The 12746-nt window shown below is 48.8% G+C and carries 13 protein-coding genes; 4 read left to right on the forward strand and 9 right to left on the reverse strand.

Annotation, left to right across the window (positions count from 1 at the left end; translation table 11 throughout):
• The coding region (locus KDK14_RS09850; RefSeq protein ID WP_257264928.1) for an ankyrin repeat domain-containing protein at positions 1 to 726 on the forward strand (726 nt) is incomplete at its 5' end.
• 36 nt (positions 727 to 762) lie between these two features.
• On the opposite strand, the gene KDK14_RS09855 is transcribed toward KDK14_RS09850, so the two are convergent.
• Together KDK14_RS09855 and uvrD are read right to left on the reverse strand one after the other, a co-directional pair.
• On the reverse strand, positions 763 to 3036 hold the full coding sequence (locus tag KDK14_RS09855) for a WD40 repeat domain-containing protein (protein ID WP_257264929.1): 2274 nt from the start codon (positions 3034 to 3036) through the stop codon (positions 763 to 765).
• Positions 3037 to 3271: 235 nt separating this feature from the next.
• Positions 3272 to 5449 carry a DNA helicase II gene (gene uvrD / locus KDK14_RS09860; protein ID WP_257264930.1) on the reverse strand — a complete coding sequence of 726 codons (2178 nt, stop codon included), beginning with the start codon at positions 5447 to 5449 and terminating at the stop codon, positions 3272 to 3274.
• A 227-nt stretch (positions 5450 to 5676) separates the two neighbouring features.
• On the opposite strand from uvrD, the gene KDK14_RS09865 reads away from it, so the two are divergent.
• On the forward strand, positions 5677 to 5853 hold the full coding sequence (locus KDK14_RS09865; protein WP_257264931.1) for a hypothetical protein: 177 nt from the start codon (positions 5677 to 5679) through the stop codon (positions 5851 to 5853).
• 446 nt (positions 5854 to 6299) lie between these two features.
• Positions 6300 to 7217 carry a zinc ABC transporter substrate-binding protein gene (locus tag KDK14_RS09870; protein ID WP_257264932.1) on the forward strand — a complete coding sequence of 306 codons (918 nt, stop codon included), beginning with the start codon at positions 6300 to 6302 and terminating at the stop codon, positions 7215 to 7217.
• On the opposite strand, the gene KDK14_RS09875 is transcribed toward KDK14_RS09870, so the two are convergent.
• Together KDK14_RS09875 and purU are read right to left on the reverse strand one after the other, a co-directional pair.
• Positions 7179 to 7463: a Lar family restriction alleviation protein gene (locus KDK14_RS09875; RefSeq protein ID WP_257264933.1), complete on the reverse strand. Its 285-nt coding sequence runs from the start codon at positions 7461 to 7463 to the stop codon at positions 7179 to 7181. The two genes, KDK14_RS09870 and KDK14_RS09875, sit on opposite strands and share 39 nt — an antisense overlap.
• Before the next feature lie 110 nt (positions 7464 to 7573).
• Positions 7574 to 8431: a formyltetrahydrofolate deformylase gene (gene purU / locus KDK14_RS09880; protein WP_257264934.1), complete on the reverse strand. Its 858-nt coding sequence runs from the start codon at positions 8429 to 8431 to the stop codon at positions 7574 to 7576.
• 156 nt (positions 8432 to 8587) lie between these two features.
• On the opposite strand from purU, the gene def reads away from it, so the two are divergent.
• Positions 8588 to 9199: a peptide deformylase gene (def, locus tag KDK14_RS09885; RefSeq protein WP_257264935.1), complete on the forward strand. Its 612-nt coding sequence runs from the start codon at positions 8588 to 8590 to the stop codon at positions 9197 to 9199.
• 35 nt (positions 9200 to 9234) lie between these two features.
• Here def and KDK14_RS09890 read toward each other — a convergent pair whose 3' ends face one another.
• From KDK14_RS09890 to KDK14_RS09910, 5 genes are all read right to left on the reverse strand, one after another.
• Complete coding sequence (locus tag KDK14_RS09890) at positions 9235 to 9579, reverse strand: hypothetical protein (protein WP_257264936.1); 345 nt, start codon at positions 9577 to 9579, stop codon at positions 9235 to 9237.
• 42 nt (positions 9580 to 9621) lie between these two features.
• Complete coding sequence (locus KDK14_RS09895) at positions 9622 to 10188, reverse strand: hypothetical protein (RefSeq protein ID WP_257264937.1); 567 nt, start codon at positions 10186 to 10188, stop codon at positions 9622 to 9624.
• Entirely contained in the window at positions 10178 to 10792 is a 615-nt protein-coding gene (locus tag KDK14_RS09900; RefSeq protein WP_257264938.1) for an NUDIX domain-containing protein, read from the reverse strand. Before KDK14_RS09900 ends, KDK14_RS09895 begins: the two co-directional genes overlap by 11 nt.
• On the reverse strand, positions 10789 to 11364 hold the full coding sequence (locus tag KDK14_RS09905; protein WP_257264939.1) for a hypothetical protein: 576 nt from the start codon (positions 11362 to 11364) through the stop codon (positions 10789 to 10791). Before KDK14_RS09905 ends, KDK14_RS09900 begins: the two co-directional genes overlap by 4 nt.
• A gap of 111 nt (positions 11365 to 11475) precedes the next feature.
• Positions 11476 to 12351 (reverse strand): endonuclease/exonuclease/phosphatase family protein, encoded by an 876-nt coding sequence (locus tag KDK14_RS09910; RefSeq protein ID WP_257264940.1) that lies wholly within the window; start codon positions 12349 to 12351, stop codon positions 11476 to 11478.
• Between the last annotated feature and the right edge of the window lie 395 nt (positions 12352 to 12746).

A 12746-nucleotide genomic window follows, 5' to 3' on the forward strand; every position in this document is an offset into this window, starting at 1 on the left:
TGGCAAGCACTCGCACAGATTCTGAAGATTAATTTCGATCGTGGTGTCAACATACATTTAGATAAACGGCTGTTGTCTATTGCTTTGGAGAAAGGGAATAGTAAATGTCTGTACCTTTTGTGCATGGCGGGCGCCAATGTCAACGCCGTCTTAAACAAATCTGGAGCCACCCCTTTACACATGGCTGCCTGTTGTGGCGACACCGAGTCCCTCAAGGTGCTGCTCAAGATCCCGGAAGTGAATGTCAGTGCCCTCAAAAACAATGATTCCACCCCTTTACACTGTGTTGCCGTATATGACACCCCCCGCCACACTGATTGCCTGAAAGTGCTGATTGCTGACCCCAGGGTGGATGTCAATGCCAAAAATATCTATGATCGAACCCCTTTACACTTGGCCGCCTCAAATGGTAGCACCGACAACCTGAAATGGCTGCTCGCCACCCGGGGAATAGGTATCAACGCTACCTGTGGCCTTGGCCTCACTCCCTTGCACCTCGCAGCCTACTGGAACCAGATCGATTGCCTGGAAGAGTTGCTCTGCGGGGGAGCGATTGTCAATGCCACCGACCATATTGGCATTGGCAGAACACCACTGGACATCGCAAATAGATGGAAGCACCATGCGTGCGCAGAACGCCTGATTGCCAGAGGGGCAAAAACGCGGCGGGAGCTGAAAGCACTGGAGGAAAAAGCAAGAAAGCAGGAGGAATGTTGTCTGATTTGAGGGTATGGAGAGCGTATAACATCATCTTGCCAAACCTCACGTGCCAGCTGAGCTGGCCGGAATCTTCCAGAGTAAGGCAGTACCACCTTCTGAAATACCAGCAATGGAAAACATACGGTCGTTACAGTGGATCAATAAATGATCACCATCGGGGCTAAATTCGGCCGATTTAACGGGATGATTCAGTTTGATCTGCTCTTTTATTGACCATTTGCCATCATCAATACCCCAGAGTTGCACAAGGCCAAACTGGTGTTTGTCCTTCTGGTTCATTTTGTTGCCATAGGTCAGAAAATGGTTTTCCAATTCATTAAAACTGGCATTCCTGATGAAGTCGGCATCAGAATTCGTCACCGCCAGTTTCATCCACTGGCCATTATCGTTGCGCCCAAGGATACAGGCGGTGTCGTCCAGGCTAATGGTATAGGCAAGACGTCCTGAACGGGAAAACCGAGCATCTATAATACTGTTCTGATGTTGAACCACCAATGGTTCCTGCCGTCTGCCCTGACTGTCGAGGGCCTGAATTTTTACGGTCCGGTCACGACTGCGGGTCAGCACACTGTCCTCCTGAGCGTTGAAGGCAGCATAGTCAACCCCCCCCTGATGACATACCCTCGCCTTCTCAATCAGATTACCTTTCTCGTCATCCCCCCAAATGCAGGCGAAATTTGATTCATTGCCATAGCTCAGAAGAAGATTCTCTGAAGGGCTGAATATGGCTTTGTGACTGCCACTGTGCTTAATGGTCTGACTATTAACCAGGCGATCAGAAGTACTGTTGCACTCCCAGAGTGTAAAGGAGCCACTACCTTGTCTGGCCAATAATTTACGCCCGGAGGCGCTGAATTTGGCCTCTGCACACCTCTGAATTTCAGTTTTTCCTGTCCAGGGATTGTCGTGAGCACCATAGTTAGCGTCATAACCAGAAATAATAACTGTATTGTCTATATCACGGGTCAGCGCAAAGTGCCCGGAGGCATTGAAGGTGGCTTCGCAAATACGGTTGGCGCAAGGTTGTTTGTCATTTTTCATGCTCCATTGAGGATGACAGATCTCCCCGATCTGTGACCAATTGCCATCGACATCACAACCCAGAAAGATGGCCTGGCTACCTTCGTTGAAGATCACAGCATGCTGCTCATCATGACTTAGCTGAGCACCGGCAATCTGGCCATTGCACTCAATGACCTTTTGCTCCTCCAGGCAGTTAGTCTCATTACTACAGCCCCAAATGGTCGCTGTTGTGCCCTGGTAAGTCAGTAAATAATGGTTCGTGGCCTCGAAAGACACTTGCTGCGGCACAGTTTGCTGACAGTGATTGATCTCTTTAGTCTGGGTTAGCGGAGTCCACCAGCCGCTATCCTCGTGCAATACGTTGATTTCGCCGGATTGTGGATCATAGGACATCATTTTGTCCTGCAAGGGGCTGAAGTCTGCCTTCACCCTCGGAGACTTGTCATTAGCGGTGGTGTGCTCAAGCACCACCACCTCCTGCCAACGGCCATCGTTGTTCAGCGTACTCATCGTGATATTGCCATCATAGCTGATGCTCAGGAGCGTATTTTCCGACTGGTTAAGCTGGTAACGAAAGATTGCATCAGAGTTCTTGACCTTCCCTTTTGGCAACCAGTTGCCATCCACACCCTGTCGCCAAATGCTCAGACTAAAATGGTTCTCATTGTCGCGGCCATTAATAATCAGGTTCTTACTCGTTGGGCTGAAGCTGGCATTGCGAATATAACAACCGAAGCTGGTCGCCAGTTCGAGTTGCAGATAATTGGTTTGGCATTGGAAAATATGAGCCTTGATTGGTTCAATAGATTCGGTGTCTGAGGCATCCGTTGATGATTCGGTGTCTGAGAAGATGCCAGTTGATGATTCGGTGTCTGAGGCGTCCGTTGATGTTCTTGTCAGTGTATTGTCGCTATTTGCTGAAACGGCACCAGCTGGCACTATAGAATTATCTGCCGGTTCAGGCTCAGTGCTACTATCGTGTGGTATATTCTGTTGTTGATGCTGCTGTGATGCATCGGCCATAACAGTGCCTGACGACTGCGGCATCATGGAAATCTTGATTTCGATAATTTCCAGTTTTCGCTGATCCATAGTAGTGGTGATCGTCAATCCGAGTGGTGATTTCTGTTTCAACCGTTCAAGGGATTTGATCTGATCCGAATCAGAGATTTCTGAGACCCGTTTTTTATAGGCAGCCACTGATTCATTGAGCGACTCCAGATTGCTCAATAACTGCAGCTCATTGGTTTCTATCCTGCTTGCGGCTGCACAACCTTGCGCAATTGTTTGCATGATAACTCCGGTCAAATTGATACAGGGATCGAATTTACACGGGCATGGTTCAGTAGTATCCCCGAGTTGTTGGAATCATTATCTGATACTTGTCTGATCATTCATTTCGTTCGTAAGCCTTGGGACCTGGCAATTTAACAAAAGTTCCTGCTCCAGGATTTTTTGTTGGTTCAGGGTCATAAAGCCACTGGAGAAATGATGACCACTGCCAAGCATTGCACCATCAGCAATACCCCTAGATTGGCGACAAATTAGCGTAGGCCATCATCAACCATTTAGCGCCTTCAGAATCAAAATTGACCTGCACCCGGGCCTGGTTGCCATCACCTTCGTAATTAATCACAACCCCCTCACCAAACACGTTGTGATGGACGCGCTGGCCCAGTGACAGACCATGGTCATCTGATGTCGCTGCCATGCGAGTCGCTACCGGTCGGGTAATGGTGCCACCAAGGCGGACTTCCTGAAGCAGTTCACCGGGAATCTCCAGAATAAAACGGGAAGGACGGTTCAGGGTTTCACTGCCATACAGGCGTCGGCTTTCGGCATAGGTCAGATACAGGGTTGCCATGGCACGGGTAATACCCACGTAACAAAGCCGACGCTCTTCCTCAAGGTTGCCTTCATCCAGGGACATTTTATGGGGGAATAACCCCTCCTCCATACCGGCCAGGAACACCAGCGGGAACTCCAGGCCCTTGGCAGAGTGCAGCGTCATCATCTGCACACTGTCCTGGAACTGATCAGCCTGAGTGGTCCCCGATTCCAGTGCAGCATTGGCCAGGAAGGCATCCAGGGGCGTCATGGCTTCGGTTTCTTCACCCTGTTCTTCATCCAGAAAAAGTTCATCCATGTCAAACTGACGACAAGCATTCACCAGCTCTTCCAGGTTTTCCACCCGAGCCTGACCTTTCTCCCCTTTCTCCTTGCTATGGTGGTCAATTAGTCCACTCATGGTGACTACATAATCGGCCAGTTCACCCAGATCCAGTGTTTCAGCCCCATGGCTCATGGACTCGATCAGACCCACAAAGGCCACCATGGATTTACCGGCCTTACCGCCAACTGCGGATGATGCCACCAGGTTTTTCATCGCCTGCCACAGTGAAATACCCTGACTTCGGGCGGCCTCCCTGAGCTTTTCTACGGTTTTCTCACCAATACCCCGGGTGGGAATATTGATCACCCGCTCCAGGGAAGTGTCGTCATTTACAGAACGGACAAGTCGGAGGTAGGCCAGGGCGTTTTTGATTTCTGCCCGTTCAAAGAAGCGCTGCCCGCCGTAGATTCGATAAGGAATCCCTGCCCTGAGCATTGCCTCTTCAAGAATACGGGACTGGGCATTGGATCGATAAAGGACGGCAATATCGCTGCGGGCCGTGCTGTTGGTGATGGCTTCTTTAATCCGGTCGGTAATAAACCGGGCTTCGTCCATTTCGTTAAAGCCAGCGTAGAGGTGCACTGGCTCGCCTTTATCCCCATCGGTACGAAGCTCTTTTCCCAAACGGTCCGGGTTATTGGCAATAACGGCATTGGCGGCCTGGAGAATATTGCCGGTAGAGCGGTAATTCTGTTCCAGTTTGATGGTCTGGGCATTGGGGAAGTCATGGGTGAACTGACGTATATTCTCAATTCTGGCGCCGCGCCAGCCGTAAATGGACTGGTCATCATCGCCCACCACCATCAGTTTATCCTGGTCTCCCGCCAGTAATCGTAGCCAGGCATACTGCACAGCGTTGGTATCCTGAAACTCATCCACCAGAATGTATCGGAAACGTTGCCGGTAATGCTGGAGAATATCAGCTCGCTTCAGCAGCAGCTCATGGGCCCGCAGCAGCAGCTCCCCGAAGTCTGCCACTCCGGCTTGTTCGCAGTATTCATGGTAGCGTCGATAAACATCAACCATGGTGCGTTCGAATGGGTCGTAACCAGGGTCGATGTAATCAGGACGAAGTCCTTCATCTTTTTTGCTGTTGATAAACCACTGGGCCTGACGTGGCGGCCACTTTTGCTCATCCAGCTGCATGGCTTTCATGATCCGTTTGAGTATGCGCAGCTGATCGTCACTGTCCAGTATCTGAAAGTTTTCGGGCAGTCCGGCTTCCTGCCAGTGTGCCCTGAGCAGACGGTGGGAAAGACCATGGAAAGTACCCACCCACATGCCCCTGGGGGCAATGCCCAGTAGCTCCTCAATACGTGAGCGCATCTCTGTTGCGGCCTTGTTGGTGAAGGTGACGGCCAACACCGAATAGGGTGACATGGCTTGAGACTGGACCAGCCAGGCGATCCGATGGACAAGCACGCGGGTTTTGCCGCTGCCGGCACCGGCCAGTACCAGCATAGAGCTGACGGGAGCTGCAACAGCACGGCGCTGTGCATCATTCAGTGAATCGAGTATTGAGGTTACGTCCATAAAAAATCTTTCAGTCAGAATTTGATGCCCCCATGGGGAGAGTATTTACCGGAACAGAGAGTTTAGCGAAACTGTGCCATAAGATCTTGCCTGTGTAATGGTTTGTTTGTGCGATTTATCACACATTTTTATACGACATTAGTAGTTGTTCTGTGATCAGTAATTTAATATTTTGGTAATCGTAATCAGGCATCATTTAAAAACAAATACAAAAAGAGGATGCTGTTATGAGCAAAAGCAAAAAAGCTGAAAAAGAGTACATTCTGGATGAGCAACTGATTCGTCCTGAACTTGAGCAGAAAGGTTCCAGGCGTTCCCTGCAAATACGCAGAGCACTTGAGGATCGGGAAGAGGACAAGCGACTCAGCGCCATTTTTGGTGAAGATTACTGGGAAGGCATTTAATCACTTCAAATACGAACCTTTGCTGAGGTGAAGGTTTGTTTTCGCAAAAATACCGTTCTCTGCAATTTCGGACTTTCTTTTTAAACACATTCAAGACTAAAGACCTGATACTGGGTTTTCTGCCTGTTGATCGTTCGGATGCAACTTCCTGACTGGGCTTTCTTTATTTAGATGGAAGTTTTGTTATGACTAATCCCCGATAATATTGAGGTAACCCAAGGGATAGTCTCAGTGACCCCCAGAGACTGATTGTGTGGCCATAGAACTCCTGAAGTTTGAAGCTTGTTAATGACGTTGGCTCCCGGGGCAAAACTGATCGCATTCATTGTAGACCATTCATCCTGATACCCATTCAGAGTGAAGTGTTATATTATAACGCTTTCCGAAAGAGTGGTTGTCTTATGCAGTTTTTCCCCATTAAACAGTTACTAATAACAGTGTTACTGATGACTTCCAGCTTTTGCACGAGTGCAGAATCACCAAAGGTTCTTGCCAGCATCAAGCCATTGCAGCTGATTGCCCAGGCGGTTACCGAAGGGGTAACTCATACTGAGGTATTGTTGCCTCCGGGAAGCTCACCTCACAGCCATAGCCTTAAACCATCTGATGCCCGCAAGTTAAGAAGTGCGGATGTCATTTTCTGGGTAGGCCCTGCAATGGAGACTTTCCTGCCAAAAATGCTGGCCTCTGCAAAGGGGATAAAAGCCGTATCCGCGATGGACATGCATGGAATTCGCCTGCGCAACAGCGAAGGGCGTGAGCGCCATGTTCACGACAACACAGAGCATCATGGTGACTACGACCCTCATATCTGGTTAAGCACCAATAACGCCAGAGTTATTGCCAGAGAGATGGCCCGTGTGCTGATTTCTGTGGACAAGGTTAACCAGTCACACTATCTGCGTAATCTTGATCTGTTTCTGAACAGCATGGACCAGACAGACTTGCGCAACGGTCAAAAAGTAGAGCAGGCAGGAAAGCAACCATTTTTCGTTTTTCATAATGCCTATGGCTATTTACAAGAGCAGTACGGGTTGGAAGTTGCGGGCTATTTCACCCTGAATCCTGAACAGCAACCCGGAGCCCGCCACCTGGTAAGCCTGAAAGGACAGTTGGACAAAGCGGGGACAACTTGTATTTTCCGGGAACCCCAGTTCCTGCCTGCATATATAGAGCGGCTGACCGAAGGGCTTTCCGTTAAAGTTGGTGTGCTTGACCCATTAGCAGAAAATATTCAATCCGGACCTCAAAGCTATGCGAGGTTTATCAACCAGCTTGTGGATAATATTACCAGTTGTATTCAGGGTGCAGCGAAGATGATTAGCTCAGCTGATCAGACTGATGCCCATCAGGTTGCCAAGTAGCAGACTGATGATGATTGACGCTGGCAGCAGTGCTGCCAGCAATGTTACCCACATTTTCAGATTTGCGTACTCCTGGCGAAGATTCCAGCGTTTTGCCACATATCTTTTATTTTCGTCCATTTCGGTGGATAAACCACAACCACTGCAGCTGACTTGCCACATCTTAACCCGTTGACTGCCTTTGCCGATGATCAGGTCGGCAAATATGGCTTTACCCCGACAGCAGGGGCAGGACTGTAGTTTCATGACTCTTCCTTGAACGATATTTAGAGCATGGATTGGTTATACCCTGTGTATTCATAGCTTATTCACAGACTTTAACAGCTTATCCACAGGGTGACTGCAATAGCTATTCTTTATAATCCTAAAATAATGGTCTTGCTGCCATCAACAATAACCCTATCTTCGATGTGATACCTCAAGCCCCGTGCCAGTACACTTTTCTCAACATCCTTACCTAACCGAACCATATCTTCTGGCAGGTTGTGATGCCCAACCCTGATCACGTCCTGCTCGATGATCGGGCCAGCATCGAGGATTTCGGTCACGTAGTGGCAGGTGGCACCCACCAGCTTGACGCCTCGCACATAGGCTTGATGGTAGGGTTTGGCGCCCACAAAGGACGGCAGAAAGCTGTGATGAATGTTAATGGCACGGCCTGCATATTGTTCACACAGTTGCGATGGTAAAATTTGCATATAGCGTGCAAGTACAATCGTATCAATAGTGTACTGTTCAAGCAGTGCTCTCATTTTCTCAAAGGCTGGTGCCTTATCATCCTTATTCACAGCTATATGATGATAGGGAATACCGTGCCACTCTACATAGCTTCGCAAATCGTCATGATTAGAGATGACACAGGGGATTTCCATATTCAGGTCGCCACTTCGCCAGCGGTACAGCAGGTCAGACAGGCAGTGAGCCTCCTTACTGGCAAGAAGGGCAACACGCTGAGGAACTCCCGAGTCATTGATGCGCCAATCCAGACGGAGTTGTTCAGCAATGGGGGTGAAATGGTGTTTAAACTCATCCAGAGAAAAAGGCAAACTGTCCGCTTTGATTGCATTGCGCATGTAAAAACGCCCGGTCACTTGATCAGAGTGATGATTGGCTTCAACAATCCAGCCGCCGTGTCTGGCAATAAAGTCACTGACGGTGGCTACGATGCCGGTAGCGTCCGGGCAGGAAACAAGTAAACGATAAGTTCTGTTCATGATGGCTAACAAATATGCATTAAGCAATCATTATAAGTATCAGGCGTGATGAAATCCTGTTTTGCCTTATTCTGGTCAGTGCTTCAGTTGAATTTTCAACGGTCTTGGGGGTATTAAGTTACACTAATTTTTAACCCGTTGGAGAGTGATTGTTTAATGATGCGTTTGTCAGATAATCCGGATCTGCTCATCATGGGTGATCCCCTGCTTTTTCAGCAACATCATCAGGTCAGTGTTGAAGATATACTGACCGATGACTTCCAACACAATCTCCACACGCTGCGTAAAAAGCAAATTGAGGCAAACGGTGTTGGTATTGCTGCGCCGCAGATTGGCTGGGGTATAAGGGTATTGTGTACAGGAGTCTCGAAACAGACGAAGTCTCGTTATCCGAGCGTACCCGATATTCCGCTCTCATTCTGGATCAATCCTCAAATCATAGAAGTCAGCCAGGAAACCTGCTGGACATGGGAGGGATGTTTGTCCGTTCCGGGTATCAGGGGATGGGTGAACAGACCGGCAAACTTGAGGGTCAGAGGCTTTGATGATCAGGGAAAGATAATAGAGGCTACGCTGGATGGGTTTGCCGCCCGGGTTATGCTGCATGAAATCGACCACCTGGATGGAATCCTGTTTCCAGAAAGGATTGATGAGACAAAGTTGATGGTACCCAGTATATCAATGGAGTCACAGGGCAGCTGGCCCGAAAACTGGCCAACCAGCAATGCCCGAATGACCCCGCCAGGGATGATTTCTGCTGAAAGATAGCTTCCCGGGCTGGAAAACAATGCTTGTGACTGACTTTAGAGGATGCTGTTATCATCCTCTTCCAGAAGCCGTGTTGTATCAGCGCTACTCCGCAGGCTTTCACGGTATCTTCGGCGATGGAGCAGTTTTGCCTGAACAGCCTCAGGAAACTCAGTGAACTGGATGATCTGCTTATCAATCAAGAGGTCAATCACATCCTCAAGTACCCGAATGAAGTCGGCATCGGAAGACGCCATGATACCTGTGCTGATTTCCGGATTATTGTGCAGAAAGAGCATCAGGCTTTCGTCGTCCATTCCGACTTGTTCCCACTCGTTCGACAATGATTTCTCTGAAACGGCACACACCTGATTGTTATCATCCCTGAGTACGAAGAGCATGTTCTTTTTTCTCGTTTTTGATGAATTAGTAAAGCCTTTGACTTATTGAAGAGGTATGGCTGCAACCAGATCAGCAATCAGTTTTCTGCTCACATCGTAAGCATCTTCACCAGGGAGCCCTTCTCCCATACCATTCATGCTCCAAATCAAGTCACCCGAAGATATATTTGTGACCTTCAAGCTCAGGGCTGTGGAAAAACGGCTTTGTTGATCATATTGCCACTCAAGAATTTCGGCAGATATTGCGTACTTGATGTCTTGACTGATAGCCCACACTTGTGCCTGCTCAAACTGATAGACATCGTAGAGGTAATCTGGAACCGTGAAAGTTTTGGGTGCCGGGTAAATTTTAGGGTTTATTATGCCTTTAGAGGGCAGTTGGACTAACAAAATACGTTCAAGTTGGACCATATCCTCGGGCGGAACATGAGTGTGGCTGATAAAGGGCAGTACCGTCCAATTACCACCCTTCATAAGTTTTTCCTGATTGAATTGAGGAAAGATTTTTCCGTTTGTCTGACATCCGGCGAGTATCACCGAAAACAAACTAACGATAAAGATGAAGGCATATCGCTTATGGAACCGGTTTGGGAAGCTGTTATTTTTCATGTTGGCATAACTCATGGTGATGTAACTTGAGCCACTGCAGGGCAATGACCGCCGGAGCGTTGGCAATCCTTCCGTCTTTCACCATATCATAAGCTTCCCGGAAGGGAAGAACATGAACCCTGATATCCTCACCTTCATCGGCAACACCAAAAAAACCGCCAGCAGTCGTGGCATCCACCAGACCACAGAAAAGCTTGAGTTTTTCGTTGCTTGCACCGGGGCTGACGTAAAAATCAGAGACCGGCATTAATGAAGTAATCTGATAACCGGTTTCTTCCTTTATTTCACGAATGGCAACTTCTTCCAGTGTCTCTCCGGGCTCGCTGATGCCAGCAACCACTTCCAGCAACCAGGGGTCATCGTTGCTTAAAAAAGGACCCATACGAAATTGCTCGACCAGCACCACCTGGTCATGAACCGGGTCAAATAAAATGATACCCACAGAGGGTGGCCTGACGGTGGCTTCACGGATTAGGGGACGACTGACTCCCCCGTTAAATAGTTTGTGGGTAATAGTGTATTTAACAAGTTTCAGAAAGCCTGAATAAACCTTTGTCTTTTCCTGAACCTGTACATCACGGGCATCAAGGCCTGAAAGCTTCATGGATTTCCTGTCTGGTATAAGTTGTTATTGATAATGAAAGCCTGAACAGATGGTAGCAGCATATTTAACCCTTGCTGAAGATCATCGGCTATTTTTGCCGATTCAAGAATGCTGCGAACCTCACTGCTACGAATGGCAACCCGTTCAATAGCGGTAAAGATCGGCCACTTTTTCTCAATTTCCTGTGATTTATAAAATCGGCTCCAGGTTTCAGGCCTGGCGTTATCCGGCCCCCTGATGAATGACACGGTGGTTTTATTCCGATATTTCCTGGTCAAGGCTGCCATCAGGTCATAGGTGTATACTGGCCTGCCGGGATTTTGTTCCAGCAGTTTGGCTTCCAGATCACATACCTCCACAGGGCAACCAACATCTGCTTCCTCAACAAAGCATTGCAACATTTGCAGACGCAGGCCGAATGGCAAAGGATTCTTGCCAAAAGCATGAAATGCACTGGGGACCAGCAGGATGCAATCATGGCAGGTGGCTGCCTGTTGTAAAACATCCAGATGTCCAAGTGTTGGCGGATCAAATGCTGAGCCAAAAACACCGAGGTTCCTGAGGCTCATCATTGCGTCTCCATTGTTGATTTTCCTGTCTTGTAAACCTTGGTACCAGCCAGCAAACATCTCGTATATCCTGCCAACAAGACCTGACAAGCCGAAGTTTTCCGGTTCAACCAATCATACTTTGATCAATACAGAGTCAGGAATCCGGATTTGCACAGAGACCGGCAGATGGTCTGTGATGGGTAAATTGATAACACCAAATCGATTAATAATCAGGGATGGGCTGATCAGAATATGATCCAGAGAACGCTTTGGTTGCCAGCTGGGAAAGGTATTTTGCCCCCAGTGAGCTGCATGAAGGGATGCATCTTTCAGGGGTGAGTCATTAAGTAATTGATCCGCATGGGTGTTCATATCACCCATCAGCACTACATGCTGATTGTGCTGCACAACATCGCGGATATAGGATAGCTGGATATTTCTGGTTCTTTTGCTCAGGGCCAGATGCATCATCACTACCGTCAGTGGTTCCCCGGGGTTGCCAAAGCGGGCGACAATGGCACCCCGGCCGGGAATCAGTCCTGGCAGTTTATGGTCTTCCAGGGATACGGGTTCAAACCGGCTAAGCAAGCCATTACTGTGTTGTGCCAGCTTGCCAAGGTTACGATTGATCTGGTGATACCAGTATGGGAAGTGCCCTTTGCAGGCCAGATACTCTGTCTGGTTGATAAAGCTGCTGCGAATACTGCCACCGTCAGCTTCCTGCAGGGCAACCAGGTCAAACTCAGGCAGAAGAGCGGCAATCCGGTCAAGGGTAGCCAAGCGATTAGCGTTAGGCAGAATATGCTGCCAGCTGCGGGTCAGATAATGCCGGTATTGCTGAGTATTGATGCCCACCTGAATGTTAAAGCTGAGCAGATTGAGGGTCTTTTTGTTGAGCTGACAGGGAGGGGATCCCGGAGTCAGGTGATGGATATGCCCGGAACGATAGTGACAACGTTGCCGGTGTAAGCGTCGACGAAAGACACCTGAGAGGGTTCGAATGGGCATAGTGTTTTACCGCCAGATATGGACAAGGGGAATATATAGACAGTCGTTACCGGCTTTTTATCCAACTTCCTGGAAAAAATGATTTACCCATAAAAGCGGTTAAAAGACCAGAGGTTTGACATTTAACCACTTCTGCAACGAAGCCCGCCTAACCCGGACATTTCATAAACGTGCTCCCGATCTCGCTTGTCCTTTGCCGCACTTGGGGAGTTTTGTTCAGTCGACCGTACTTCTGCGCTCCCTCATAAAATCCCCTGGAGTGACAAAGCCTCAGGCTTTGGCATCCTGCGTCGCCCCGGCTCCCACATCCATGTGGTCGTGCGCGAGCTTCGGGGCAGTCTATTCTCGGACAACCTCCCGGGAGGCTGTCCGAGAATAGCGCCCGTAGCGAGGAT

Source organism: Endozoicomonas sp. ONNA2 (genome assembly GCF_024606365.1).
Taxonomy (GTDB): Bacteria; Pseudomonadota; Gammaproteobacteria; order Pseudomonadales; family Endozoicomonadaceae; genus Endozoicomonas.

Bases quoted from the DNA above. Each gene is read 5' to 3' on its own strand.
- KDK14_RS09855 (WP_257264929.1), bottom strand. From the start codon at position 3,036: ATGCAAACAATTGCGCAAGGTTGTGCAGCCGCAAGCAGGATAGAAACC.
- uvrD (WP_257264930.1), bottom strand. From the start codon at position 5,449: ATGGACGTAACCTCAATACTCGATTCACTGAATGATGCACAGCGCCGT.
- KDK14_RS09865 (WP_257264931.1), top strand. From the start codon at position 5,677: ATGAGCAAAAGCAAAAAAGCTGAAAAAGAGTACATTCTGGATGAGCAA.
- KDK14_RS09870 (WP_257264932.1), top strand. From the start codon at position 6,300: ATGACTTCCAGCTTTTGCACGAGTGCAGAATCACCAAAGGTTCTTGCC.
- KDK14_RS09875 (WP_257264933.1), bottom strand. From the start codon at position 7,463: ATGAAACTACAGTCCTGCCCCTGCTGTCGGGGTAAAGCCATATTTGCC.
- purU (WP_257264934.1), bottom strand. From the start codon at position 8,431: ATGAACAGAACTTATCGTTTACTTGTTTCCTGCCCGGACGCTACCGGC.
- def (WP_257264935.1), top strand. From the start codon at position 8,588: ATGATGCGTTTGTCAGATAATCCGGATCTGCTCATCATGGGTGATCCC.
- KDK14_RS09890 (WP_257264936.1), bottom strand. From the start codon at position 9,579: ATGCTCTTCGTACTCAGGGATGATAACAATCAGGTGTGTGCCGTTTCA.
- KDK14_RS09895 (WP_257264937.1), bottom strand. From the start codon at position 10,188: ATGAAAAATAACAGCTTCCCAAACCGGTTCCATAAGCGATATGCCTTC.
- KDK14_RS09900 (WP_257264938.1), bottom strand. From the start codon at position 10,792: ATGAAGCTTTCAGGCCTTGATGCCCGTGATGTACAGGTTCAGGAAAAG.
- KDK14_RS09905 (WP_257264939.1), bottom strand. From the start codon at position 11,364: ATGATGAGCCTCAGGAACCTCGGTGTTTTTGGCTCAGCATTTGATCCG.
- KDK14_RS09910 (WP_257264940.1), bottom strand. From the start codon at position 12,351: ATGCCCATTCGAACCCTCTCAGGTGTCTTTCGTCGACGCTTACACCGG.